Source organism: Streptomyces sp. CA189, assembly GCF_056428985.1.
Window position 1 is genome coordinate 1 of sequence record NZ_JBWJVM010000109.1, and the last position, 25565, is coordinate 25565.

Here is a 25565-nt window from a genome sequence, read left to right on the forward strand (position 1 = left end):
GGCAGGGCCCCGCCCGGGTACACCCCGCCGGAGCCGGGCGAAGCCGGGGCGTAGGGCTCACCCGGGGAGGTCTGCGCGCCCGACGGGTGCGCCGGTCCGGCGGGCGTGGACTCCGAAGCCGACGGAGCGCCGCCGTCGGCGCGACCGGGCGCCGAGGCGTCGGACACGCCGACACCGCCCGGGGCCGCCGGCAGGGCGGTGCCCGCGGCCGGCGTGTGAGGCGGAGCGGGGGTGTCCGCAGCGGCCGGGGACGACGGGACGGCGGCACCCGGGTACGGCGGCAGTCCGGTGTCCGCGCCGGGCGCGTGGGGCGGGCCGGCGCTATCGGAAGCCGACGGGGTCGACGGCTGGGCACGTTCCGGGCCGGGCGTCTGGGGCGGGGCGGCGCTGTCCGGAGCCGACGGGTACGACGGCAGTCCGGTGCCCGGGGCCGGGGCGTGGGGGAGGGCGGAGCTGTCCGGAGCGGACGGGTTCGTCGGCAGTCCGGTGCCGGTGGCCGGGGTGTGGGGGAGCGCGGAGCTGTCCGGAGCGGACGACGGGTACGACGGCCGGGCGGTGTCCGGCGCCGACGGGTAGGGCGGGACGGCAGTGCCCGGGGCCGACGGGTGCGGCGGGGCGGAGGCGCCCGTAGCCGGAGCGTAGGGTGCGGCCGGAGCGCCCGCGGCCGGAGCGTACGGCGCGGCCGAGGAGCCGGCCGTCAGCGCCGTGGGCGCGTCGGGGGTGCCCGCGTACGGCATGGCCGAGGCCGGTGCGTTCGAGGCCGTGCGCGGAGCCGGCGGGGCGATGCGCATCGTCGGAGGGGTCTCCAGCTCCGACGGCGGCCGGTGCGGCTCGAAGCCGCTTCCCTCGGGCAGCCCCGGGATCGCGGCGGCCGCCGGAGCCGCGCCCTGCGTGTACCAGGCCGGCGGGGTGTAGTCGATGGTGAACTCGCCCGTCAGCTCGGGCTCCGCGTCGGACTGATCGTCCGTCGGGACGTCCCACGTCCCGCCGCGCCTCTCGTTCCGATCGCCGCTCACTGGTCCTCCTGATCTGTCGAACACTGGTCCGGCGTCCCACCGCGCCACGCCGGCGCCCAGCCTAATCGTGTCCCGCAGCCGGTATCCGCCCCCGTCCGCCCGAACCCGAGGCAGACCACGGGGTACGAGCCGCCTCCATCCTGCCCATACGGCCGTGTCCCCGGCCAATCCCCGCCCCTCCTACCTGCCACGTCACCACGGCAGCCCCGCTCCCGACCTGCCCGCCGCGCCCTACCGCTCCAGGGCGGCCCCGGCACGCGCGTGCAGTCCCCACCCCACCCGTTCCCGCCCTGCGGAACCCCAACCCGCCCGTACCGCCTCCGGCGCACCCTTGCAGGCCTCACCTGTCGTGGCGCTGCCGGTTCCCGGCCTGTCGGGTCCCGGGCTTGCCTGCCCTGGCCTCACCCGTCCCAGGGCTTGCCTGCTGCCGGCCGGTCGGCCCCGGCTCGCTCGGTTCGGCCGGCCGGGTTTCTGGCCTGCACGTTCCGAGTCTCCGGGTCCACCGGTTCCTTGCCTGCCTGCCTGCCTGCCTGCCTGCCTGCCTGCCTACCTGTCCTGGTGCTGCCGGTTTCCGGCCTCGCGCGTCCCGGGCTTGCCTGCTCGTGGTCGGTCGGCCCCGGCCAACTCGTTTCGGCCTGCCGGTCCCTGCCTGCCCATCCAGGCGCTGCCGGTTCACGGCCTGCCGGTTCGGGCCCGTCGGATAATGGCACGCCGTGCACGCTCCGTTGGTTCCCGGACCAGTCCTTCCGGTCCGGTCCTCAGCCGGCCTGCCCGGTCCCCTGATCCTCTGGTCCGCTGGTGCCGAGCCTGCCGGTTCCGGTCCGCCCGCCAGGGACATGCCCGTACCGGCCCGGCCCGCCGGTTCCCGGCTCGTTCAGTCCCGTCCGCTGGTTCCTTCTCGGCCTCCCGTGCGGAGGTGGACCCGGTCTGCCGCCTCTCGGCCGGCTCGTGCCGAGCTTCCCGGTCAACCAGTTCTCGGCTTGCTCAGTTCGGCCTGCTGGTCCTGGTCTGCCCGTTCCGGGCCTGCCGGTTGGTGGCAGGTCCGAGCACGTTCTGCCGGTTCCCGGCTCACCCTCTGATCCGACGGTTCCCGCGTGGACGTTCAGGGGTCGCCTGCTTCCGAACTGCCTTTACGAGCCCGCTCGTTCCGCCCGCCGCTTCCCCGACCGCTGGGTTGCAATTCGGCTTCCCGTACTGCAGATCCTCGGCATGCCGACAGTGGCCTGTCCGCTCCCGGCCCGTCGGCAGGCCGGTTCCACGGTCGTGCTTACTCAGCTCGTTTCCGGTCCGCTCATCAGGGCCACCGGTGTTCTGGACCGCCTGCTGCGGCCCACCGGCCCACCTGCTTGCGGTCTGCCCGTCCGCGGACTCCCCGCCGGCCCCGCACCAGTGCAGGCGCGCCCAACCGGCAGCCCCAAGCCGCCATCCCCCGAACCGGTACCTCCCGAGTGCCCACCCCGAGACCCCGGGTCCCCCGTGAGGCTGAACCTCGCGGCACTCCCGGGCTCCGCAGACGAGCACCCGGCACCGCCAGGCTCCGCCGACCGCCAACCCGGCGCCCCCGGCTCCGCGGGCGCACCCCGGCACCACCGGGCCCCGCCAGAGACCACCCCGCCCCCGGGCGCCGCAGCCCGCGCCCCCGGGTCCCCCGTGAATCGAACCTCGCGTCACCCCCAAGTTCCGCAGGCAAGCGCCCTGGCATCCCGGCCGGGCCCCGCCGACGACCACCCCGGCCCCCGGGCGCCGCAGCGGCCGGCTCCGCTCCGGCAAGGCCCCGCCCCCGGCCGGCCGGCCCGCCCCGGTTCAGTCGATGCGCCGCGCCGGACCCAGCAGGCCCGTCTCCCCGTCCGTCGGCTGCGTCATCACGAACTGCCGGTCCCGCTCGGTGCACCACAGCGTGACCCCGTCGCCCAGCGTCGGCAGCGACTCCACCGCCGCCGCGGGCAGCCGCATCAGGCGGCCGAGCTGCTCCGCCTCGTCCGGGGAGACCCGCTGGACGCCGACCAGGGAGGCGTTGCGCACCAGTCGGGGGGCCGCCGGGCTCAGGTACGGGAGCAGGGTCAGGACCGACTGCCAGGGTCCCGCCGCCACGCGCCCCCGCGGCGGACGCATGCCGCAGTCGCGGATCACCAGGACCGGACTGCCCGCCGACGCGCCCTGCGGCGGCACCCGGCCCACGTCGTGCAGGGTCACGCACTGCTGACCCCCGCCCGCCGCCTGCGCCAGGCCGGACCACACCTGGCCGCGCCCGGTCTCCACCGTCACCCGCGCGCCCGTGGCAGCCGCCCGCAGGGCCAGGACCTGCGCCGTCCACAGGCCGCCGATCAGCGTGACCTCGTACGGTGTCGGCCGGTTGACGCCGAGGACCGCCGGGCGGCCCCCCGAGTCCACGCCGATGACGACCCCGTCGTCCCCGACCGGCAGCGCGAGCTCGTCCAGGTCGGCCGCCTGGACCACGTGCCGCTCCCGCCGCGGGCCGACCAGCCCGAAGCCACCCCGCACCGAGCCCGTACGAGAGCCCGCTCCCGTACCCGCTCCCGATCGAGAGCCCCTCGTCGAGCCCCTCATCGCGCTCCTCCCAGCGGCAGCGACGCCAGCAGCCCCGGCACCTGCTCCCGGTCCAGCCGCACCAGCCCGGCCTTGACTCCCCGAGCGGTCTGTTCCAGTCCGCGCCGTGCGGTGACCAGTTCCTCGTCGCTGCGCCCGGTGACCCGTACGTGCCCGGTCAGCGTGACCTCGTGCCGCGCGGCCGGGGTCATCGTCAGGCTGAAGTTCGTCGCCAGCGTCGGCAGCGAGGTCAACAGCGCCACGAACTGCGGCAGTCCGGCCCCGCTCCCGCCCAACTGGGGCCAGCGGCTGATCCAGTACGTGGTGTGCCGCCGGTCGTCGCAGCGCCAGGTCCGCGAGGTCTCCTCGGTACGCCGTCCGGTGGCCGCCGACCGCCCCGCCTGGGTGATCGCCATCGGGTTCGCGCACGAGGAAGTCGCCAGCGCGCCCGTCAGTTCCTGCTCCGTGAGTACCGTCGCGCGGAACCCGGCCCCCGCGAGCCTGCTCGCCAACTGGTCCGCGACCCGCACCAGACACCGCTGCGCACCCGGCAGCCCGCCGCCGCGCGCGGTGACCGCGTCGGGACACAGCTCCGGATCCAGCTTGAGCGCGATCCACGTCAGGCGGACCGCGGGGCTCCCGGTCAGGGCCTGGAGCGGGGCGTAGTTGCGCGCGGCCATCGACTGGGCCGGCAGGTGCGGCGCCGGCGCCGGCTGGGTGTGCTGCACGAGCTGTGCGGACTCCAGCCGGATGCCGTCCACTTCGAGGACGTCCCGTACGAGGGCCAGCGGCAGCGGCCGCGCCGCCCGGTCGGGCCGCAGCGCGGTGGCGTCCATGTCGACCTGGACCACCGCCGTCAGGAACGTGCCGTCGCCGACCATCCCGACGGGCCGCCGGTCACGGTCCCGCTCCCGCTCGCTGAACGTGAGCGTCCGCAACGCCGGATCGGCCTCGACGAGCGGGGCCAGCCCCGGCTCCGTACCGGCCGGCACCGCCGTGGCGGCGGCCCGGCGGCGGCGTGCGCGCAGCGCCAGCGCGCCGCCGATCCACTCGGGCAGCGAGCGCCGGTGCCTGCGTACGACCGCGAGCAGGACGAGGACCAGGGCGAGCGCACCGGCCGGCGCCAGCAGCAGCGGCTCCACCACCCAGGCTGCCAACAGGGCCGCCGCGGCGACCTGGAGGAGCACGAGTTGTTGCAATCGGAACGGCCCGAAACGGCCCGGACCGGACTTGGGATGCGGGGTCACTCCGGCGCGCGCGGGTGCGGGCGCCCCGGTCCGCGGCCTCACGGCAGTGGCCATCACTCGCGCACCTCACCTTTCCGGGGTTCGTACTCCTGAGCCCCGGCAGCACGCGCGACAGCCGGCCGCTCGCCCCCGGAATCTCACCAATCCGCCCCAACACCCCTGTTTCCCCCGGCCCGGAAGGCGTGGAGCGGCGGCCTCAGCCTACCCGGCCCCCACCCACCCTCCGTCAAGAGGCATAGTAGGTGGCCGGTCGGACAATAGAGGCCCGGAGACCGTACCCACCGACCGGGCCGTGCGGGGAGAATCAGGCGGCCATGGCCTCACGACGTGACGAGCTCAACGCGTACACCTTTGCGAAGCGACGCACGGTGGCCGCGTTCCTTCAGCCTTCCGCGAGCGGATCCGAGGAGGGTGCTCCGCGCCCGCTGCGCGCCGTCCTGCCCGGTGTGATCACCGCGGCGCTCGTCCTCGCGGCCTTCGGGGCCTGGGGGATGTTCAAGCCGACGGCCCCCAAGGGATGGGACACCCCCGGCGACCACGTCATCGTCGGCAAGGACTCGACGACCCGTTACGTCGTCCTGACCACCGAGGTCAACGGCAAGAACCAGACCCGGCTGCACCCGGTGCTGAACCTCGCCTCCGCGCGGCTGCTGCTCGACCCCGCCAAGGCCAAGGTCGTCCAGGTCGCGGACAAGGTGCTGGACGCGGGCAAGCTCCCGCGCGGCCCCATCATCGGCATCCCGTACGCCCCCGACCGGCTGCCCGCCCCGGCGGACGCGGGGAAGGCCAAGCGCTGGGCGGTCTGCCAGCAGCCCGGCGGCAACGGCAAGGGCGTGCAGACGGCCACCTTCGTCCTGGCCGACCGCGAGGCGGGCCTGATGGACGACGGGCGCCGGCTCTCCGACTCCCAGGCCCTGTACGTCCAGAGCACCGGCCCGGGCAAGGCCCGCTACCTCGTCGACGCGGCGGGCATGAAGTACAAGTTTCCCGAGGGCACCGCGGACGCGCGCACGATGACCAACGCCCTCGTCGGCGGCAGCGCCCTCCCGCAGCCGGTCTCCGAGGAGTGGCTGGCCACCCTCGGCACCGGCCACGAGCTGGCCTTCCCCGAAATTCCGGGTGCGAAGGCCGGGACGCCCGCCGGGGTCAAGGGCCTGGCCAGCAGGGACGACAAGGTCGGCATGGTGCTGAAGGCCGTGACCGGCGCCGGCGCCCAGCACTACCTGGTGCTGCCCGGCAAGGTCGTCCCCGTCTCCGACTTCACCGCCTGGCTGATGATCTCCTCGCCCGCGACCGACCGGCTCGACATGCACGGCAAGCCCCACGAGGTGGACCTCCAGGCCATCAACCCGGACCGCACGCCCTTCAAGGGCGACATGAAATGGCCCCAGAAGAAGACCGACCGGATCAACGTGGTCCGTGCGCCCGGCGCCCCCGCCGCCGGCGCCGAGGGCGACCGCGACACCGTCTGCAGCGTGCTGCGCTCGGTCGACGCCCAGGGCGCCCAGACGCTGAGCACCTGGGCCGGCACCGGATTCCCCGTCGACATCACCGCCAGCGGTACGAGCGCCTACGTCACTCCGGGCACGGGCCTGCTCTACACCCAGGCGCAGGGCCGCCAGACCACCGCGGGCGGCGCGCTCTTCCTGGTCACCGACACCGGCCTGCGGTACGCCGTCCAGGCCAACGGCGACAGCGACGCGGCCCAGCCCTCACCCGGACCGAGCGCGAGCCCCGGCCAGAGCGCGAGCCCCGGCCAGAGCGGGCCGGTCACCTCCGACGGCCGCCCCGCGCCGAGCCAGGCCCAGGCCCGGCTCGGATACGAGAAGGTGGTCCCGGTGACGGTGCCCATCGCATGGTCGGAGTTCCTCTCCAAGGGCCCCCGCCTCGACAGCAACTCCGCCCGCCAGCCCCAGGGTTCGTGATGCGGAGCACTTCGAAGCCCGCCCTCGCCGCCCTGCTGGCGGCCGCCGCCCTCACGCTGGGCGCCGCGCCGCAGCCCTCGTACGGGCCTGGGCCCGGGAGCGCGTACGAGGGCGGGCGCGAGGCCTCGTACCCGAACACGCCCCTGCGCCTCGCGGGCGCCGGCGAGTGCACCTTCCCGATGAAGAAGCAGGTCGAGGACCGGCCCTGGGCGCTCCAGCGGCTGCTGCTCGACGAGCTCTGGGCGGACACCAGGGGCCGCTCCCAGGACGGGAAGAGCGTCCGCGTGGCCGTCATCGACACCGGAGTCGACCGGGTCAACCCGCAGCTCGCCGACGCCCTCGACATCGCGGCCGGCCGCGACTTCATCGATGCCAAGAGCGACGGAACCACGGACACCGTCGGGCACGGCACCAAGGTCGCCGGGCTCATCGCGGCCCGCCCGAAGCCCGGCACCGGCTTCGTCGGGCTCGCCCCCGAGGCCACGATCATCCCCATCCGGCAGAACGACGGGCAGGGCAACGGCAACGCCGAGACCCTGAGCGAGGCCATCACCCACGCGGTGTCCAAGGGCGCCCAGGTCATCAACATCTCGCAGGACACCGAGGTGCCGATGACCCAGGACTCCAAGCTCGGCCAGGCCGTCAAGAAGGCCGTGGAGGCCAACGTGGTCGTCATCGCCTCGGCGGGCAACGACGGCCTGACCGGGAAGAAGCGCGCCACCTACCCGGCGGCCTTCCCCGGCGTCCTCGCGGTGGGCTCCTCGGACCGCAACAACGAGCGCGCCGCCTTCTCCCAGCCCGGCTCCTTCCTCGGGATCGCGGCGCCCGGGGTCGACATGCTCTCCACCGTTCCCGGCTTCGGCCAGTGCGTGGACAACGGCACCAGCTTCTCCGCCCCCTACGTCGCCGGGGTCGCCGCACTGCTGCGCGCCAAGCACCCGCAGTGGACCGCGCAGGAAGTGATCTGGCAGCTCCAGAACACCGCCGAGCGCTCCGTCAACGGCCACGACGACTTCGTGGGCTGGGGCGTCGTCGACCCGGTCCGCGCGCTCACCCAGTCCGCCGTGGGAGCCGAGCCCCCCAAGGCCCCCGTGGCGGACCCCGGGCCGCCCCGTGCGGCTGCCCCGGAACCGGCCGTGATGCACACGAGCGAGACGGCGCGCGAACGCGACGAGCGGCTCGGCACGTACGCGCTGGGGATCGGCGGCGTGCTCATCACCGTGATCGCGGGGACCGCCACGGTGGTCCGGGATGCCCGGAACCGAAGGCGCCGTTTGCTGTGAACGGTCACGGTTCATCAACAGAACCCGATGGGCTGTGTTGGGTCGGGCCGATCAACTGACTACAGTGTTCGGAGGCTTCACGACTGTGATCGGGGATTGTGCGTGAAGCGGAGGGGGATCCGGGGGCGCGTGGCTGAAAACCGCCTTCTCGTAGTACCGCTCCGCCGCGCGATCCGCCGGTTCTGTCTGGCGAATTGAGAGATGAGGAGCTTCGGATGACCAGCAATTTCGGACTCGCTGATGACCCGGTAAAGCAGGCACTGAACAAGATTTCGGAGACCGCCGACAGCGTCACGCGGCAGTCCCGGGAGCTGGCGGACATCCTCGCCACCGTCAGCGCGGGCTGGACCGGTGTGGGTGCGTCGGGGTTCACCTCCGCGCAGACGGTCGTCAACGAGGACCACGACGAGATCCGCCGGCTGCTCGGCGTCCTGCACAACGCGGTCGGGCAGACCAAGAACCTGAGCAACGCGCAGGACGACGACGTGGTCTCCGCGTTCCAGGCGGTCAAGGCCGGCAGCGGCGGGGGCAACACCTCGGCCCTGAACGGGATCTGACCCGCTTCCCCACCCACCTGCCCAGCCCCGTGCGAAGGAGAAGAGCATGACCGCGAACAACGGGCACACCAAGGTCCAGTACGAGAGCGTCCAGGTGATGGCGGACCGCATCCGCATCGTCTCGGACAACATCAAGAAGGACCTCGACGAGATGGGTGCGGCCCTGACGGTCGTCACCGACACCTGGGACGGCGAGGCGCACGCCCAGTACGTCGAGCTGCAGCGCAAGTACAACGGCAAGGCCGACCACATGCGCGCCCAGCTGCGCCTCGTCGCGGACCTCATCGAGCGCGGCAAGAACGACTACCGCGCCACCGACGTGAAGGCCTCGCGCCTGTTCACCGAGGCCTACTAGGCCCGCGGCACCGCGAAGCACCGCCGAGGACGGCGAAGCACGAGGAAGGGGCGCGCCCGCACCGGGCGCGCCCCTTCCTCCGTCCCACGAGGCCGTACGAGGCCTAGCGCGGACCCCGGTCGAGATCGAACTCCCCGTCCCGGGCCCCGAGTACGAACGCCTCCCACTCGGCCGCGGTGTAGCGCAGCACCGTGTCCCGGTCCAGCGAGGACCGCATCGCCACCGCTCCCTCGGGCAGCCGGGCGATCTCGACCCGCTCCTCGTCGGGAGAGGTGCCGGGCGGGCCCTCCCACTCGACGCCGCTGATGTCGAGCCCGTACAGCTCGTCCTTCTCCTGCTGAGTGCCCATGCGCGGCCTCTCCTTCGGTGGTGCGATCCCTGCCGATTATCGACGGTGACCCGCCGCGCGCGGGAGGCTTTCCGCAACCCTCCGCAACCCTCCGCAACCCTCCGCGGCTCTGCGCCCCCGCGCGCCGGCCGGCGCCCCGCCCTACATCCCGGGCATCCGCCCGATCTGGATCAGCGACGTCCCGCGCTTGCGCGAGACGAAGGAGGCCCGGCCCGGCGGCATGGGACGCGGCCGCGCGTTGCCGACCAGATCCCCCTCGGACGGATCGCCGGACAGTACGACGCCCTGCGCGCCCAGCTCCTTGATCCGCTGCATGAACGGCTCGTACAGCGAGCGCGAGGCCCCCGCCGAGCTGCGCGCGATGACGAAGCGCACGCCCGTGTCCCGGGCGAACGGCAGGAACTCCACCAGCTGCGCCAGCGGATTGCCCTGGCTCGTGGCCACCAGGTCGAAGTCGTCGATGATGATGAACACGTCCGGGCCCGTCCACCAGCTGCGGTCGCGCAACTGCTGCGGAGTGACGTCCTGCGGCGGCTGCCGGCGGGCGAACACCCCGGCCAGCGCCTCCATGTGCATCTGCAGGGAGCTCGCCATCGGCGCGTACTCCAGCAGGTGCTCCTCCGGCAGCGCGCCGAGCAGGCCGCGCCGGTAGTCGCCGACCACCAGCCGCGCCCGGTCCGGGCCGTAGCGCTCCGAGATCCGCTGCGCGATGAGCCGCAGCAGGTTCGTCTTGCCCGACTCGCTCTCGCCGAACACGAGGAGGAAGGGGTCGGTCTCGAAGTCGACGAACACCGGTTCCAGCTCGGTCTCGTCGATGCCGATCGCGATCCCGCGCTCCGGGTACTCCTGGCCCTTCGGGAGCTGGTCCGCGTGGAGCAGCCGCGGCAGCAGCCGCACGCCGGGGGCCGCCTGGCCCGCCCAGTTCTGCTTCACTGCGTCCACGAAGGCGGCGGTGGCCTCCGACAGGTCGTCCGCCGCGTGCGAGCCGTCGACCCGCGGCAGCGCGCCCAGGAAGTGCAGCTTCTCCGCGACCTGGCCGCGGCCCGGCATCCCCGTCGGGACGTTCGCCGCGACCTTGCGGTCGAACTCCGAGTCCATGACGTCGCCGAGGCGCAGCTCCAGCCGGCTGAGGATCTGGTCCTTCAGCGCGGCCCGGACCTCCATGTACCGGGCGACCGTGATCACCACGTGGATGCCGTATCCCAGCCCGCGGGACGCGATGTCCGTGACGACCTGCTCCAGGGCCTCGTACTCGCCCCGGAAGCCGCCCCAGCCGTCGACGACCAGGAACACGTCGCCCCAGGCCTCCCCGGGCAGCTCGCCCGCGGCCCGCCGGCGCCGGTAGGTGCCGATCGAGTCGATGTTGTTCGCGCGGAAGAACTCCTCGCGCCGGCGCAGCACTCCGGCCACCTCCGCGACCGTGCGCCGCACCCGCTCCGGATCCAGCCGGGACGCGATCCCGCCCACGTGCGGCAGTTCGGCGAGCGAGGACAGGCCGCCGCCGCCGAAGTCCAGCCCGTAGAACTGCACCTCGCGCGGGGTGTGCGTCAGCGCGAACGAGGAGATCAGCGTCCGCATCAGCGTGGACTTGCCCGACTGCGGACCGCCGACCACCATCATGTGGCCCGCGGCACCCGAGAAGTCCCGGTACAGCACCTCGCGCCGCTGCTCGAACGGCTTGTCGATGAGCCCGAGCGGCACGACCAGCCCGCCCGGCCGCGTGTACCCCTCCGCGTGCAGCCCGCGCTCCGCCGAGGGCGCCAGCGCCGGCAGCAACTGGTCCAGCGGCGGAGCCTGGTCCAGCGGCGGCAGCCACACCTGGTGCGCCGGCACGCCCTGCCCCTCCAGCCGTCCCACGATCACGTCCAGCACCGTGTCCGCCAGCGCGTCGTCCCCGGCCCGCGCCTCCTGCTCCGCCCGCGCCGACAGGTACGCCGGGTCCGGAGCCGCGTAGACCACCGGCACCGGCGCCGCCGTGAACAGCACGGGCCGCCGCTCCACCGGGAACAGCCCGACCGACAGGTCCGGCCCGCCCGAGCGGTAGGTGCCCGAGACGTACGCGGCCTTGAAGCGCGTCATCTCGTCCGTACCGAACTTCAGGTAGCCCGAACCGGGCACCGACGGCAGGTGGTAGGCGTCCGGCACGCCGATCGCGGTCCGCGATTCCGCCGCCGAGAAGGTCCGCAGACCGATCCGGTACGACAGGTACGTGTCCAGCCCGCGCAGCTTGCCCTCCTCCAGCCGCTGCGAGGCCAGCAGCAGGTGCACGCCCAGCGACCGGCCGATGCGGCCGATCTGGATGAACATGTCGATGAAGTCCGGCTTCGCGGTCAGCAGCTCGGAGAACTCGTCGATGACCAGCACCAGCGAGGCCAGCGGCTCCAGCGGAGCACCGGCCGCGCGGGCCTTCTCGTAGTCGTGGATGTTCGCGTAATTGCCCGCCGAACGCAGCAGCTCCTGGCGGCGCTGCAGCTCGCCCCGGATCGAGTCGCCCATGCGGTCCACGAGCGTGAGGTCGTCCGCCAGGTTGGTGATGACCGCCGCGACGTGCGGCATCTGCCCCATCCCGGTGAAGGTCGCACCGCCCTTGAAGTCGGCCAGTACGAAGTTCAGCGTCTCCGAGGTGTGCGTGACGGCCAGCCCCAGCACCAGCGTGCGCAGCAGCTCCGACTTGCCCGAACCGGTCGCGCCCACGCACAGCCCGTGCGGGCCCATGCCCTCCTGCGCGGCCTCCTTCAGGTCCAGCATCACCGGGGAGCCGTCCTCGCCGACCCCGATCGGCACGCGCAGCCGCTCGCCGGCGGAGCGCGGCCGCCAGGTCCGTGCCACGTCCACGGCGGCCGCGTCACCCAGGTTCAGCAGGTCGGTGAAGTCCAGATTGGCCAGCAGCGGCTCGTCCTCGTCCCCGCCGCCCGTCCGCAGCGGCGCGAGCTGCCGGGCCAGCGCCTCGGCCGCCGGCAGCGACAGGGTGTCCGGCAGACCCTCGTAGGCGACGCCCGCACCCGACTCCAGCCGCAGCCGGCCCGGCCGCACCACGACCGACAGCCCGCCGCGCGCCTCGTCCAGCTCGCCCGCCACCACCTCGACGACGGTGACCCCCTGCAGACCCTCGGCCGCCGCGAACACCGAGTCCGGCGGCACCAGACCCCCGCGGGAACCCGAGTCCAGTACGAGGACCACGTGCGGCTGGTCCAGCACCGGGGAGCCCTCCCGGCTGAACCGGGGCCGCCCCTCCAGCCGGGAGCCCAGCATCCCCTCCAGCTCGGCGAGGTCGTCGCCGAACAGCCGCTTCGTGCCGGCCCCGTCGATCTGACCCGGAACCTGGGTGTGCGGCAGCCACTTCACCCAGTCCCACTCCGCCACCGCGCCCGGCGCGGCCACCACGGCCACCATCAGGTCCTCGGGAGAGTGCAGCGTCGCCAGTTGGGCCACCAGCGCCCGCGCGGTGCCCCGCGCCGACTCGGGCTCCCCGGAGACCGTCACGTGGTAGAACGCCCGCAACGACACCGCCATCGGCAGCCCGTCCAGCGAGGAGTGCACCCTCAGGAACTGCTGCATGGCGCCCGCCGCCAGCGGCTCCAGCTCGTCGACCGGCGCCGTGTCCGGAGCCACCAGCGGGGTCGCCAGGCGCTGCGCGCCCAGCCCCAGCCGGGCCTGCCCGAAGTCCGCGTCGCCGACCCGCCGCTCCCACAGCCGCGAACTCTCGGCCACCACCGACCACAACTGCTCCGGAGCCGGGTGCAGATAGAGCTGCGCGTCACGCTGGGCGCGCGCGGTCCTCCGTACCTGACGGCGGGTTTGAGCCAGGTACTTGAGGTAATCCCGCCGGATGTCGGCCATCTGCCCCTGGGTACCGCGCCGGTGCCGCATCAACTGGGCCACCAGCATGCCCACCGTCGACACCATCATCAGCACGCCCATGATGCGCATGAACGGCGCGGCACCCGGCATGAAGAAGAAGACGGCGGACGAGCCCATCCCGAGCATCGGGAGGAGCTGCATCAGCACGCCCTCCTGCTGCCCCCGGGGAAGTTCCGGCGGTGCCTCCAGCCGCAGTTCGTCCGAAGGCACTTCGGGCGGCAGCGACCGGGGCGGACGTTTGACGACGATCTGGCTCACCGGAGCATCAATCCCTTGAAAACAGACGGGACGTCGCAACCGGCGCCGTCAAGTCCCGGGCACGAAGGGGGTCTCCTCCGCAGAGAGGTGATCCTACTTGCCGACAGTCATCCGCACTCCCGGTAGGGTGGCGCGCGCGGCATGCGCATCCGCGAATCGGCTGCGCACCGGCGGTCGGAGCACCGCCGCCGGCGCACCCACACGCACACCAGCTCACACACCCACCGGGGGGCATCAGGTGAACACCGCCGAGGCGACCGGCTTCCGCAGGGTCACCGTCGTGGCTCCCGACAGCCGCATAGACGTCGCCCTCCCCGAGGACATCGCCGTCGCCGACATCTACCCCGAGCTGCTGCGCCTCACCGGCCAGACCCAGCCCGTCGGCGCACCCACGGGCTTCCACCTGGTCCTGCGCTCCGGCACCGTCCTCGACGGCGCCCGCACCCTCGCGGCCCAGCAGGTCCTGGACGGCGAAGTGCTGAGCCTGCGCCCGTTCGCGGAATCGCTGCCGCCCGCCGTCTTCGACGACGTCTCCGACGCCGTCGCCGCCGCCGTGGTGCGCGACCGCCACCGCTGGAGCGACGACATGCTGCGCGGCGCGGGCCTGACCGGCGCCGCCGTCCTCTTCGTCCTGCTCGGCTTCGTCCTCTGGTACGCCGACCCCGTCCTGCACGACATGCACGGACTGCCCGGCATCATCGCCGGCTCCATCGGCGTGCTCCTCACCGCCACCGCCGGCGTCCGCGCCCGGGTCTACCGAGACCGCGGCTCCGCCGTCGCCCTCGGCCTCGCCGCCGTACCGCACCTGCTGATCGCCGGCTCCGGCATCATCGCCCCCGCCGCCGGCCAGGGCCCCGGCCGGCTCCAGTTCCTCCTCGGCTGCGTCTGCGTGCTCGTCGCCTCCGTCGCCCTCGTCGCCCTCACCCCCGACGGCGACGCCCCCTTCGTCGCGACCACCTTCCTCGCCGCCACCGGGACCCTGGCCACGTTCGCCGCCATCACCGCCGACGCCGGGGCGACCTCCGCCGCGGCCGTCTGCGCCCCCGCCGCGATCGGCCTCGTCGCCTTCCTCCCCGGCCTCTCCGCCCGCTTCGCCCGGCTCCCCATCGGCTACTCCGCCCCGCAGAGCGCCACGGCCGAGTACGAGACCCCGGACCGCTACGAGAGCGAGCCGTACGGTGAGCGCTCCGCCACCGACGGCCACGACTCCGGAGCCCCGCTCGACGCCGAGGCCATCGCCGCCCAGGCCCGCCGCGGCCACGAGATGCTCCTCGGCCTCGTCGGCGGCTGCGCGGCCGTCGCCGTCGGCTCCGCCGCCGTCCTCGGCTTCTCGGACGACACCTGGGCCCGGCTCCTGGCCCTGGCCACCGGGCTCGCCATGCTGCTGCGCGCCCGCCTCTTCCGCTACACCTCCCAGGTCGCCTGCGCCCTCGTGGCCGGCTTCGCCGCCCTCGGCCTGCTCGTCCTGGGCCTCGCCATGCACCCGCCGGCCGCCCTGCTCCGGGACCTCGCCCTGTACGGGGACCACAGCGGCCTGGAGATCCGTACGCTCTGGCTCTCCGCGGCCGTGGCCGCCGGCGCGGCCCTCCTCGTCGGAATTGCGCTGGTCATTCCCCGCAAGGGTCTGTCACCCTTCTGGGGGCGGATGCTCGACCTCACCGAGGCGGCCGTCCTGCTCAGCCTGGTCCCGCTGACCCTGGCCGTGCTCGACGTCTACGCCCGGGCCCGCGCTCTCACCAGCTGAGACGAGGCGCAGCGGCAGCCTGGTACGCTGTGTGACGGCCGTTTGTGTACGCGCCTCCGGATTCCTCCGGGGGCTGCGCTCAGCGGACCCCGCCTCCCGAGTTACGGAAGATCCCCAGAGAATTCGACCTGGGGCACTCGGTGGCTATGAAGACCTATTACAAGGAGTACGCGTGCCGCTCGACGCCGCAGTCAAGAAGCAGCTCATCGCAGAATTTGGTGCCAAGGAGGGCGACACCGGCTCCCCCGAGGTCCAGGTCGCGATGCTGTCCCGCCGCATCTCGGACCTGACCGAGCACCTGAAGTCCCACAAGCACGACCACCACTCCCGTCGTGGTCTGCTGATCCTGGTCGGCCAGCGTCGCCGCCTGCTGCAGTACCTGGCCAAGAAGGACATCCAGCGCTTCCGTGCGCTGGTCGAGCGCCTCGGCATCCGCCGCGGTGCGGCCGGCGCCAAGTAAAGACGCTGTGAAGGGAGCGGTTCCCACATTGAGGGGGCCGCTCCCTTTGCTGTACGTGCGCGACGTACCGGACGCTTTGTAGTCTGGAAGCGTCCACGTCGGAAGACGTGCACAACTGAAGAGGAGGAGCGCCCTCCCTACGCCGCCGGTCCTCGGTAGTGGCATCCGGAAAGCCCGCACGTGGCTTCGCCCGGCTGCTTCGATCGAAGACCGGCCCGCACGCAAGGAGCGCTTCTCCGCAACCGTCCACCACCACACGGGTGGCGGACGGAGACGACGAAAATGGAGAAAACGCTAGTGGAGAACGAGACCCACTACGCCGAGGCCGTCATTGACAACGGTTCCTTCGGCACCCGCACCATCCGCTTCGAGACGGGCCGTCTGGCCCGCCAGGCCGCCGGCTCCGCCGTTGCCTACCTGGACGACGACACGATGGTGCTTTCCGCCACCACCGCGTCGAAGAAGCCCAAGGACCAGCTCGACTTCTTCCCCCTGACGGTGGACGTCGAGGAGCGGCAGTACGCGGCCGGCAAGATCCCCGGCTCCTTCTTCCGCCGCGAGGGCCGCCCCTCCGAGGACGCGATCCTCACCTGTCGCCTGATCGACCGCCCGCTGCGCCCGTCCTTCAAGAAGGGCCTGCGCAACGAGATCCAGGTCGTCGCGACGATCATGGCGCTCAACCCCGACCACCTGTACGACGTCGTGGCGATCAACGCCGCCTCCGCGTCCACCCAGCTGGCCGGCCTGCCCTTCTCGGGCCCGATCGGCGGCGTCCGCGTCGCGCTGATCCGCGGCCAGTGGGTTGCCTTCCCGACGCACACCGAGCTCGAGGACGCCGTCTTCGACATGGTCGTCGCGGGCCGCGTGCTCGAGGACGGCGACGTCGCGATCATGATGGTCGAGGCCGAGGCCACCGAGAAGACCATCGCGCTGGTCAAGGGCGGCGCCGAGGCGCCGACCGAGGAGGTCGTGGCCGCCGGCCTCGACGCCTCGAAGCCCTTCATCAAGGCCCTCTGCAAGGCCCAGGCCGACCTGGCCGCCAAGGCCGCCAAGCCCGAGGGCGAGTTCCCGGTCTTCCTGGACTACCAGGACGACGTGTACGAGGCCCTCGCGGCCGCCGTCAAGGGCGAGCTCTCCCAGGCGCTGACCATCGCGGGCAAGCAGGACCGCGAGGCCGAGCTGGACCGCGTCAAGGAGATCGCCGCCGAGAAGCTCCTCCCGGCCTTCGAAGGCCGCGAGAAGGAGATCTCCGCCGCGTACCGCAGCCTCACCAAGGCCCTGGTCCGCGAGCGCGTCATCAAGGACAAGGTCCGCATCGACGGCCGCGGGATCACGGACATCCGTACCCTCGCCGCCGAGGTCGAGGCCATCCCGCGCGTGCACGGCTCGGCGCTGTTCGAGCGTGGCGAGACCCAGATCCTGGGCGTCACCACCCTGAACATGCTCCGCATGGAGCAGCAGCTGGACACCCTCTCCCCGGTGACCCGCAAGCGCTACATGCACAACTACAACTTCCCGCCGTACTCGGTCGGCGAGACCGGCCGCGTCGGTTCGCCGAAGCGCCGCGAGATCGGCCACGGCGCGCTCGCCGAGCGCGCGATCGTGCCGGTCCTCCCGACGCGCGAGGAGTTCCCCTACGCGATCCGCCAGGTGTCCGAGGCTCTCGGCTCCAACGGCTCGACGTCCATGGGCTCGGTCTGCGCCTCCACCATGTCGCTGCTGAACGCCGGTGTGCCCCTCAAGGCCCCCGTCGCCGGCATCGCCATGGGCCTGATCTCGCAGGAGATCGACGGCAAGACCCACTACGTCGCCCTCACCGACATCCTCGGTGCGGAGGACGCCTTCGGCGACATGGACTTCAAGGTCGCCGGCACCAAGGAGTTCGTCACCGCGCTCCAGCTCGACACCAAGCTCGACGGCATCCCGGCCTCGGTTCTGGCCGCCGCCCTCAAGCAGGCCCGCGACGCCCGCCTCCACATCCTCGACGTGATGATGGAAGCGATCGACACGCCGGACGCCATGTCCCCGTTCGCCCCCCGGATCATCACCGTCAAGATCCCGGTGGACAAGATCGGTGAGGTCATCGGCCCCAAGGGCAAGATGATCAACCAGATCCAGGAGGACACCGGCGCCGAGATCACGATCGAGGACGACGGCACCATCTACATCGGTGCCGCCGACGGTCCGGCCGCCGAGGCCGCCCGCGCCACGATCAACCAGATCGCCAACCCGACCATGCCGGAGGTCGGCGAGCGGTACCTGGGTACGGTCGTCAAGACCACCACCTTCGGTGCCTTCGTCTCCCTCATGCCCGGCAAGGACGGCCTGCTGCACATCTCGCAGATCCGCAAGCTCGCCGGTGGCAAGCGCGTGGAGAACGTCGAGGACGTGCTCGCGGTCGGCACCAAGGTCCAGGTCGAGATCGCCGAGATCGACTCCCGCGGCAAGCTCTCCCTGGTCCCCGTGATCGACGGCGAGGCCGCCGGTGACGACGCTGACAAGGACGACTCCGACAAGTGATGTCGCGTAGTTCCCGTGTGACGGCCCGCCCCTCTTCGGAGGGGCGGGCCGTCGCCCGTACCCAAACACTGCTCAAGGGCGCCAACGGCATCGGCACCGTCCGGCGCACGGTCCTCCCCGGCGGACTGCGCGTCGTCACCGAAACCCTGCCGTCCGTCCGCTCCGCCACCTTCGGGATCTGGGCGCACGTCGGCTCCCGGGACGAGACGCCTTCGCTGAACGGCGCCACGCACTACCTGGAGCACCTCCTCTTCAAGGGCACCGAGAAGCGCAGTGCCCTCGACATCTCCTCCGCGATCGACGCGGTCGGCGGCGAGATGAACGCCTTCACGGCGAAGGAGTACACCTGCTACTACGCGCGGGTGCTCGACACCGACCTACCCCTGGCCATCGACGTCGTGTGCGACATGCTCACCGGCTCGCTGATCCTCGAATCCGATGTCGACGCCGAGCGCGGAGTCATCCTCGAAGAGATCGCGATGACCGAGGACGACCCGGGCGACATGGTCCACGACCTGTTCGCCCAGACCATGTACGGGGACACCCCGCTCGGGCGTCCCGTCCTCGGCACCGTCGACACGATCAACGCGCTCACCGCCGACCGGATCCGCCGCTTCTACAAGAAGCACTACGACCCCACCCACCTGGTCGTGGCGGCCGCGGGCAACGTCGACCACAACAAGGTCGTACGCCAGGTCCGCGCGGCCTTCGAGAAGGCCGGTGCCCTGACCCGCACCGACGCCGAACCGGTGGGCCCGCGCTCCGGCACCAAGCGGATCCGCACCTCCGGCCGCGTCGAACTGGTCAACCGCAAGACCGAGCAGGCCCACGTGGTCCTCGGCATGCCGGCCCTGGCCCGCACCGACGAGCGCCGCTGGGCGCTCGGCGTACTGAACACCGCGCTCGGCGGCGGCATGTCCTCCCGCCTCTTCCAGGAGGTCCGCGAGAAGCGCGGCCTCGCCTACAGCGTGTACTCGTACACCTCGGGCTTCGCCGACACCGGCCTCTTCGGCGTCTACGCCGGCTGCCGCCCCAACCAGGTCCACGACGTACTGCGGATCTGCCGGGACGAGCTGGACAAGGTCGCCGCCGACGGGCTCACCGACGAGGAGATCCGGCGGGCCGTCGGCCAGCTGTCCGGCTCCACCGTCCTCGGCCTGGAGGACACCGGCGCGATCATGAACCGCATCGGCAAGAGCGAGCTGTGCTGGGGCGACCAGATGTCGGTCGACGACCTGCTGGCCCGGATCGCCGCCGTCACCCCGGACGAAGTGCGCTCGGTCGCGCAGGACGTCCTGGCGCAGCGGCCCTCGCTCGCGGTGATCGGACCCCTGAAGGAGAAGCAGGCGGCCCGTCTCGACGAGGCCGTCGCCTAGCCAGGCCCAACTCAGGAGCACGTCGCCCGGGCCCCGGGACAGGGCCCGGGCCCGTACGCACTTTAAGGAATGACATGAGCAAGCTGCGCGTGGCAGTTCTCGGCGCCCAGGGCCGCATCGGCTCCGAGGCGGTCAAGGCCGTCGAGGCCGCCGAGGACATGGAACTGGTGGCCGCCCTCGGCCGCGGAGACAAGCTGGAGACGCTGGCCGAAGCCGGCGCCCAGGTCGCGGTCGAGCTGACCACCCCCGCCTCGGTGATGGAGAACCTGGAGTTCCTCGTCCGCCACGGCATCCACGGAGTCGTCGGCACCACCGGCTGGACCGAGGACCGCCTCGGCCGGCTGAACACCTGGCTCGCCGCTTCCCCGGCGACCGGTGTGCTCATCGCCCCGAACTTCTCCATCGGCGCCGTCCTCACCATGAAGTTCGCCGCGCAGGCCGCGCGCTACTTCGAGTCCGTCGAGGTCGTCGAACTGCACCACCCGAACAAGGTCGACGCCCCCTCCGGCACGGCGACCCGTACGGCGCAGCTCATCGCGGCCGCCCGTGCGGAGGCAGGCCTCGGCGCGCAGCCCGACGCCACCGCCACCGCGCTCGACGGCGCGCGCGGCGCGGACGTCGACGGCGTCCCGGTGCACGCGATCCGCCTGCGCGGCCTGCTGGCCCACCAGGAGGTGCTCCTCGGCGGCGAGGGCGAAACCCTGACCATCCGTCACGACTCCCTGCACCACAGCAGCTTCATGCCGGGCATCCTGCTCGGCGTACGCCGCGTGACGCAGACCCCGGGCCTCACCTTCGGCCTGGAAAACTTCCTCGAACTCGGCTGACGAGCAGGCGACGGCACCCATGCGCGCGAAGATCCTCTACTTCATCACGGCCGCGGTCCTGGTCGTGTACTTCGTCCTGGTCGGCAGCAGGGGCCTGATGCTGATCCGGCACGGGACCTGGCTCACCGTCACCTTCGGGGTGGCCGTGCTGATCCTGCCGGTCATCGGCGTCTGGTTCCTCTGGAAGAACACCCAGTTCGTCACCAGGGCCAACCAGCTCGGAGTCGAGCTGGAGGCCGAGGGCGGACTGCCCGTGGACGAGCTGGAGCGGGACGCGTACGGCCGGATCCTGCGGGACTCGGCCGACGAGGTCTTCGCGCGCCGCAGGGCCGAGACGGAGGACGCGCCGGGGGACTGGCGGAGCTGGTTCCGCCTCGCCATCGCCTACCACGACGCCCGCGACACCCCGCGGGCCCGCAAGGCCATGCAGCGGGCCATCTCCCTGCACCCCTCTTTGCGCCTAAACCGGCGCCGCTCTCGCGGACGTGGCTGATCGCCGTCGTGGTTCCTCAGTTGATGGTTGCGGTGGCCGGGCGGAGACCACCGCAATCGCGACGTCAGGCGATGCCGGCCACGGGCCGGTACTCCGCCGCCCAGGCCTCGACCGAGTCGGCGGCCCGGTCGAAGGCCTCGGTCCGCGACAGGAAATCGGCGTTGTGGTCGGTCAGCAGCACCGGCAGCTCCGCCCCGCCGCGCGCGGCCACCGTCAGGGCCTGGCCCTGTACGGTCCTGGGCAGCCCGAGCCAGCGCACGGGCTGCTGCACCGTGCGGACCTCGCCGACCTGGCTCCACGGGATGGAGCGGGTCGTCAAGAACCCCACCACGCGCAGCCCCTTGGGGCTCACCCAGACGCCCGTGCGCAGCAGCCGCAGGGCGGAGCCGACCACGGCGAGCGAGGCGAGCAGGCCGCCCAGGGCGCCGGTCCAGGTGCCGGCGGCCACGATGATCACCGTGGCGAACAGCATGAACGAGCCCAGCAGGAGCAGCACCGCGGCGATGGCCACCCGCCAGGGCCCCGGGCGGTAGGGGCGACGCCAGCGGTCGGGGTCTTCGTAGGGGAGCGTCTCCCCGTTGTCGTGCGCGTCGAATGCGCTGTCGGCCGTCAGGAAGGGCAGGGGCACGGCAGGACCTCACTCACATGCACGTTCGGTTGGGCTGTGCCCGTGAGGCTACCGCCCCTCGGAGGCCTCCGACTGCTGCGACTTCGCCGGTGCGTGGCTCGGCTGCAGGGCGGGGATGCCGAAGAGCAGGGATCCGACGAGCCCCGCCACGACGGTCAGTCCGACCAGACTACGGGCGGCGATCTGGGTCTTGCCCAGACTCTCGCGCGGCGGCGGAGTGACGTTGCTGCGGAATCGGTCGGCCTCGGCGACGAAGGCGAACGGGACGGGTTCGCGCCGGCGGAACATGGGGAACGACTCTCCTCACGGTCAGGGCCCTGGGGCGGTGGGGGCAGGACGGACGGACGTTCTACCGGGTAGGACGTACGAAAGGCCCGATCGGTGCCGATTTTCGGGACATTAACCAAACTTTATGGCGCCGCGTCAGCTCCGCCGGCCACGACCCCCGAGGATCGCCGGCTGCCCGTTCGGCCCTGCCGGCCGCATCCTTCCCCCCGCCGGAGCGGCTCCGGCGGCGGCCTCCCGGCGCCCCTCCCGCGGTCGACCGGGGTGCCCCGTAAGCCCGGATCCTGAGGTTCCGCACGGATGTACGGATCAAGTCCGAAGTGTCCGTATTGCCACGTTTCGTAAAGTTCATCTAGGCTGATCAAACGGACCCGGCACTGCTTGAACCCCCGAGCAGGCAGTGCCGGGCTCCAACACCCTCATCACGTCCCCCGAGGGGACACCGCGAGCATGGCAGCGAGTAGCGTGTTACCCATGGCTCCGATCTCGACTCCGCAGACCCCCTTCGGGCGGGTCCTCACCGCCATGATCACGCCGTTTACGGCGGATGGCGCACTTGACCTCGACGGCGCGCAGCAGCTCGCCGTCCACTTGGTGGACGCAGGCAACGACGGCCTGATCATCAACGGAACCACCGGCGAGTCGCCGACCACCACTGACGCGGAGAAAAACGACCTCGTACGAGCCGTACTCGAAGCGGTCGGAGACCGGGCCCACGTGGTCGCCGGCATCGGCACCAATGACACCCGTCACACCCTCGAGCTGGCCCGCCAGGCCGAGCGCACCGGCGCCCACGGCCTGCTCGCGGTCACCCCGTACTACAGCAAGCCGCCGCAGGAGGGCCTCTTCCGGCACTTCACGGCGATCGCCGACGCCACCGAGCTCCCGGTCATGCTCTACGACATCCCGGGCCGCAGCGGTGTCCCGATCAATACGGAAACACTCGTCCGGCTGGCCGAGCACCCCCGTATCGTTGCCAACAAGGACGCCAAGGGCGACCTCGGACGGGCAAGCTGGGCCATCGCACAGAGCGGCCTGGCCTGGTACTCCGGTGACGACATGCTGAACCTGCCGCTCCTGTCGGTCGGCGCGGTCGGCTTCGTCTCCGTGGTCGGTCACGTGGTCAGCCCCGAGCTCCGCGAGATGCTCGAGGCCCACCTGGGCGGCGACGTCCAGAAGGCCACCGAGATCCACCAGAAGCTGCTCCCCGTCTTCACCGGCATGTTCCGCACCCAGGGTGTGATCACCACCAAGGGCGCACTGAACCTGCAGGGCCTGCCCGCGGGCCCGCTGCGGCTCCCGCTGGTCGAGCTGACCGCCGAAGAGACGGCGCAGCTCAAGATCGATCTTGCCGCCGGCGGGGTACAGCTCTGACATCAGACTTCACAACTGAATAAGCGGAACCACACAAGACAACAGCAAGTGCACGAATGACATGCGCGCCACGTGCCTCGACGGGTACGTGGCCGCGCGTGGTGAAGGAGAACCTTTTGAGCCATCCGCATCCTGAACTCGGTCCGCCGCCGAAGCTCCCCAAGGGCGGCCTTCGGGTCACCCCCCTGGGCGGGCTCGGTGAGATCGGCCGCAACATGACCGTCTTCGAGTTCGACGGCCGCCTGCTCATCGTCGACTGCGGCGTCCTCTTCCCCGAAGAGGAGCAGCCGGGCATCGACCTGATCCTGCCGGACTTCTCGTCCATCCGGGATCGCCTCGACGACATCGAGGGCATCGTCCTCACGCACGGCCACGAAGACCACATCGGCGCCGTCCCGTACCTCCTCCGGGAGAAGCCGGACATCCCGCTGATCGGCTCCAAGCTGACGCTGGCGCTCATCGAGGCGAAGCTCCAGGAGCACCGCATCCGCCCCTACACCCTTGAGGTGAAGGAAGGCGAGCGCGAGAACCTCGGCCCCTTCGACTGCGAGTTCATCGCGGTCAACCACTCCATCCCGGACGCCCTGGCCGTGGCCATCCGCACCGGCGCCGGCATGGTCGTGTGCACCGGCGACTTCAAGATGGACCAGCTCCCGCTGGACAACCGCCTCACCGACCTGCACGCCTTCGCGCGCCTGAGCGAAGAAGGCATCGACCTTCTCCTCTCGGACTCGACGAACGCCGAGGTCCCGGGCTTCGTCCCGCCCGAGCGCGAGATCTCCAACGTGCTGCGCACGGTGTTCGCCAACGCCAACAACCGGATCATCGTGGCGAGCTTCGCGAGCCACGTGCACCGCATCCAGCAGATCCTCGACGCCGCGCACGAGTACGGCCGCAGGGTCGCCTTCGTCGGCCGCTCGATGGTCCGCAACATGGGCATCGCCCGTGACCTGGGCTACCTGAAGGTTCCCGCCGGCCTGGTCGTGGACGTCAAGACCCTCGACGACCTGCCGGCCCACGAGGTCGTCCTGGTCTGCACGGGTTCGCAGGGCGAGCCGATGGCGGCCCTGTCCCGCATGGCGAACCGCGACCACCAGATCCGGATCGTCCCGGGCGACACGGTCATCCTGGCCTCGTCGCTCATCCCGGGCAACGAGAACGCGGTCTACCGCGTGATCAACGGCCTGACCCGCTGGGGCGCCAACGTCGTGCACAAGGGCAACGCCAAGGTGCACGTCTCCGGCCACGCCTCCGCAGGCGAGCTGCTGTACTTCTACAACATCTGCAAGCCGCGGAACCTGATGCCGGTCCACGGCGAATGGCGCCATCTGCGCGCCAACGCCGAGCTCGGCGCCCTGACGGGCGTACCGAAGGACCGGATCGTCATCGCCGAGGACGGCGTCGTCGTCGACCTCATCGACGGCAAGGCCCGCATCTCCGGCAAGGTCCAGGCCGGCTACGTGTACGTGGACGGCCTCTCGGTCGGCGACGTCACCGAAGCCCACCTCAAGGACCGCAAGATCCTCGGTGACGAGGGCATCATCTCGGTCTACGTCGTGGTGGACAGCACCACGGGCAAGATCGTCAGCGGCCCGAACATCCAGGCCCGCGGCTCCGGCATCGAGGACTCGGCGTTCAGCTCGGTCCTGCCGAAGATCGAGGAAGCCATCGCCCGGGCCGCCGCGGACGGTGTGGCCGAGCCGCACCAGATCCAGCAGCTCATCCGCCGCACGATGGGCAAGTGGGTCTCGGACGGCTACCGCCGCCGCCCGATGATCCTCCCGGTCGTCGTCGAGGTCTGACCCTCGCCGTAGCGACCACACCGGAGCGGGGCAACCGGATTTGCATCCGGGGGCCCCGCTCCAGTACGTTTACGTCTCCACCTCGCACGGCACCCCGGCACACACGTGTGCGCGGCCATGTTGATGCGGGCGGGTGGGATTCCAGAGCAGGGAAACCTGATAAAGTCTGGCTCGCCCGAAAGGGAATGGCTCTCCAATGGCCGTCCAATTCAAATCCAAGCCGACTGCGACTTTCGAGAAGCAGGGCACGGAAATGATCTGGTAGAGTTGGAATCGCCGGAAAGGGAAACGCGAAAGCGAAGAACTGGAAAGCGAAACCCGCTTCGGCCGGGAATCGGACACGAAAGAGTCTGATAGAGTCGGAAACGCAAGAACAGAACGAAAGCCCGGAGGAAAGCCTGAGAGGGTGAGTACAAAGGAAGCGTCCGTTCCTTGAGAACTCAACAGCGTGCCAAAAATCAACGCCAAAAAGTTGATACCCCGTCCATTTCGGTGGATGAGGTTCCTTTGAAAAAGACCTGTGAGGTCGCGGCTTCGGCCCTGATGCTTGCAGGCAATTACACAGCGAGGACGCAGTGGACGGTCGGTCTTATTCCGACATGACTGTCCCGCTCTAAGTGCGTGTGCACCCGATTACGGGTAAACATTCATGGAGAGT

The 25565-nt window shown here is 71.6% G+C and carries 19 protein-coding genes; 12 read left to right on the plus strand and 7 right to left on the minus strand.

Features of this window, described 5'->3' with window-relative positions; genetic code table 11:
- From AC061S_RS40970 to eccE, 3 genes are all read right to left on the minus strand, one after another.
- Positions 1-1016 (minus strand): SCO5717 family growth-regulating ATPase (locus AC061S_RS40970; protein ID WP_478690957.1); only part of this gene is annotated, 1016 nt, incomplete at its 3' end.
- A 1803-nt stretch (positions 1017-2819) separates the two neighbouring features.
- Positions 2820-3584 (minus strand): hypothetical protein, encoded by a 765-nt coding sequence (locus AC061S_RS40975; protein WP_478690958.1) that lies wholly within the window; start codon positions 3582-3584, stop codon positions 2820-2822.
- Positions 3581-4864 carry a type VII secretion protein EccE gene (gene eccE, locus AC061S_RS40980; RefSeq protein WP_478690959.1) on the minus strand — a complete coding sequence of 428 codons (1284 nt, stop codon included), beginning with the start codon at positions 4862-4864 and terminating at the stop codon, positions 3581-3583. Before eccE ends, AC061S_RS40975 begins: the two co-directional genes overlap by 4 nt.
- A 260-nt stretch (positions 4865-5124) precedes the next feature.
- Between eccE and eccB the strand changes: the two genes are divergently transcribed.
- The 4 genes from eccB (at position 5125) to AC061S_RS41000 (ending at position 8930) form a co-directional block, all read left to right on the plus strand.
- Positions 5125-6735 carry a type VII secretion protein EccB gene (gene eccB / locus AC061S_RS40985; protein ID WP_478690960.1) on the plus strand — a complete coding sequence of 537 codons (1611 nt, stop codon included), beginning with the start codon at positions 5125-5127 and terminating at the stop codon, positions 6733-6735.
- Entirely contained in the window at positions 6735-8018 is a 1284-nt protein-coding gene (gene mycP / locus AC061S_RS40990; RefSeq protein WP_478690961.1) for a type VII secretion-associated serine protease mycosin, read from the plus strand. The genes eccB and mycP overlap by 1 nt, the downstream gene beginning before the upstream one ends.
- Before the next feature lie 215 nt (positions 8019-8233).
- Positions 8234-8575, plus strand: a complete 342-nt coding sequence (locus AC061S_RS40995) for a WXG100 family type VII secretion target (protein WP_478690962.1) — start codon at positions 8234-8236, stop codon at positions 8573-8575.
- 46 nt (positions 8576-8621) lie between these two features.
- Positions 8622-8930 (plus strand): WXG100 family type VII secretion target, encoded by a 309-nt coding sequence (locus tag AC061S_RS41000; protein ID WP_478690963.1) that lies wholly within the window; start codon positions 8622-8624, stop codon positions 8928-8930.
- A 103-nt stretch (positions 8931-9033) separates the two neighbouring features.
- Here the strand turns inward: AC061S_RS41000 and AC061S_RS41005 are convergent, their stop codons facing one another.
- Both AC061S_RS41005 and eccCa read right to left on the minus strand, forming a co-directional pair.
- Positions 9034-9279 carry a DUF397 domain-containing protein gene (locus AC061S_RS41005; protein WP_243337515.1) on the minus strand — a complete coding sequence of 82 codons (246 nt, stop codon included), beginning with the start codon at positions 9277-9279 and terminating at the stop codon, positions 9034-9036.
- Between the two features lie 141 nt (positions 9280-9420).
- Positions 9421-13398 (minus strand): type VII secretion protein EccCa, encoded by a 3978-nt coding sequence (gene eccCa, locus AC061S_RS41010; RefSeq protein ID WP_478690964.1) that lies wholly within the window; start codon positions 13396-13398, stop codon positions 9421-9423.
- 238 nt (positions 13399-13636) lie between these two features.
- Here eccCa and eccD point away from each other — a divergent pair, with 238 nt between their 5' ends.
- The 6 genes from eccD to AC061S_RS41040 all read left to right on the plus strand — a co-directional run bounded on the left by eccD (position 13637) and on the right by AC061S_RS41040 (position 20818).
- Positions 13637-15142, plus strand: coding sequence for a type VII secretion integral membrane protein EccD (eccD, locus tag AC061S_RS41015; protein ID WP_478690965.1), 1506 nt, complete (start codon positions 13637-13639; stop codon positions 15140-15142).
- A 172-nt stretch (positions 15143-15314) separates the two neighbouring features.
- Positions 15315-15602, plus strand: a complete 288-nt coding sequence (rpsO, locus tag AC061S_RS41020; protein ID WP_478690966.1) for a 30S ribosomal protein S15 — start codon at positions 15315-15317, stop codon at positions 15600-15602.
- 297 nt (positions 15603-15899) lie between these two features.
- Positions 15900-18122 (plus strand): polyribonucleotide nucleotidyltransferase, encoded by a 2223-nt coding sequence (locus tag AC061S_RS41025; protein ID WP_478690971.1) that lies wholly within the window; start codon positions 15900-15902, stop codon positions 18120-18122.
- Positions 18119-19498 carry a M16 family metallopeptidase gene (locus AC061S_RS41030; protein ID WP_478690967.1) on the plus strand — a complete coding sequence of 460 codons (1380 nt, stop codon included), beginning with the start codon at positions 18119-18121 and terminating at the stop codon, positions 19496-19498. The genes AC061S_RS41025 and AC061S_RS41030 overlap by 4 nt, the downstream gene beginning before the upstream one ends.
- A 74-nt stretch (positions 19499-19572) precedes the next feature.
- Positions 19573-20325, plus strand: coding sequence for a 4-hydroxy-tetrahydrodipicolinate reductase (gene dapB, locus AC061S_RS41035; protein WP_478690968.1), 753 nt, complete (start codon positions 19573-19575; stop codon positions 20323-20325).
- A 19-nt stretch (positions 20326-20344) separates the two neighbouring features.
- Positions 20345-20818 (plus strand): hypothetical protein, encoded by a 474-nt coding sequence (locus tag AC061S_RS41040; RefSeq protein ID WP_478690969.1) that lies wholly within the window; start codon positions 20345-20347, stop codon positions 20816-20818.
- Between the two features lie 64 nt (positions 20819-20882).
- Here the strand turns inward: AC061S_RS41040 and AC061S_RS41045 are convergent, their stop codons facing one another.
- Together AC061S_RS41045 and AC061S_RS41050 are read right to left on the minus strand one after the other, a co-directional pair.
- The gene (locus AC061S_RS41045; protein WP_478690970.1) at positions 20883-21446 is read right to left on the minus strand and encodes a PH domain-containing protein; all 564 of its coding nucleotides are present in this window, start codon (positions 21444-21446) and stop codon (positions 20883-20885) included.
- A gap of 48 nt (positions 21447-21494) precedes the next feature.
- Complete coding sequence (locus tag AC061S_RS41050) at positions 21495-21734, minus strand: hypothetical protein (protein WP_266904009.1); 240 nt, start codon at positions 21732-21734, stop codon at positions 21495-21497.
- A gap of 471 nt (positions 21735-22205) precedes the next feature.
- Here AC061S_RS41050 and dapA point away from each other — a divergent pair, with 471 nt between their 5' ends.
- A complete protein-coding gene (dapA, locus tag AC061S_RS41055) occupies positions 22206-23105 on the plus strand; it encodes a 4-hydroxy-tetrahydrodipicolinate synthase (RefSeq protein WP_266904008.1) in 900 nt (299 codons plus the stop codon).
- Positions 23106-23221: 116 nt separating this feature from the next.
- The gene (locus AC061S_RS41060) at positions 23222-24907 is read left to right on the plus strand and encodes a ribonuclease J (protein WP_327255224.1); all 1686 of its coding nucleotides are present in this window, start codon (positions 23222-23224) and stop codon (positions 24905-24907) included.
- Positions 24908-25565: the final 658 nt, after the last annotated feature.

Excerpts from the sequence above, each read along its gene's own strand:
- AC061S_RS40975 (WP_478690958.1), bottom strand. The coding sequence starts at position 3,584 with ATGAGGGGCTCGACGAGGGGCTCTCGATCGGGAGCGGGTACGGGAGCG.
- eccE (WP_478690959.1), bottom strand. The coding sequence starts at position 4,864 with ATGGCCACTGCCGTGAGGCCGCGGACCGGGGCGCCCGCACCCGCGCGC.
- eccB (WP_478690960.1), top strand. The coding sequence starts at position 5,125 with ATGGCCTCACGACGTGACGAGCTCAACGCGTACACCTTTGCGAAGCGA.
- mycP (WP_478690961.1), top strand. The coding sequence starts at position 6,735 with ATGCGGAGCACTTCGAAGCCCGCCCTCGCCGCCCTGCTGGCGGCCGCC.
- AC061S_RS40995 (WP_478690962.1), top strand. The coding sequence starts at position 8,234 with ATGACCAGCAATTTCGGACTCGCTGATGACCCGGTAAAGCAGGCACTG.
- AC061S_RS41000 (WP_478690963.1), top strand. The coding sequence starts at position 8,622 with ATGACCGCGAACAACGGGCACACCAAGGTCCAGTACGAGAGCGTCCAG.
- AC061S_RS41005 (WP_243337515.1), bottom strand. The coding sequence starts at position 9,279 with ATGGGCACTCAGCAGGAGAAGGACGAGCTGTACGGGCTCGACATCAGC.
- dapB (WP_478690968.1), top strand. The coding sequence starts at position 19,573 with ATGAGCAAGCTGCGCGTGGCAGTTCTCGGCGCCCAGGGCCGCATCGGC.
- AC061S_RS41040 (WP_478690969.1), top strand. The coding sequence starts at position 20,345 with ATGCGCGCGAAGATCCTCTACTTCATCACGGCCGCGGTCCTGGTCGTG.
- AC061S_RS41050 (WP_266904009.1), bottom strand. The coding sequence starts at position 21,734 with ATGTTCCGCCGGCGCGAACCCGTCCCGTTCGCCTTCGTCGCCGAGGCC.
- dapA (WP_266904008.1), top strand. The coding sequence starts at position 22,206 with ATGGCTCCGATCTCGACTCCGCAGACCCCCTTCGGGCGGGTCCTCACC.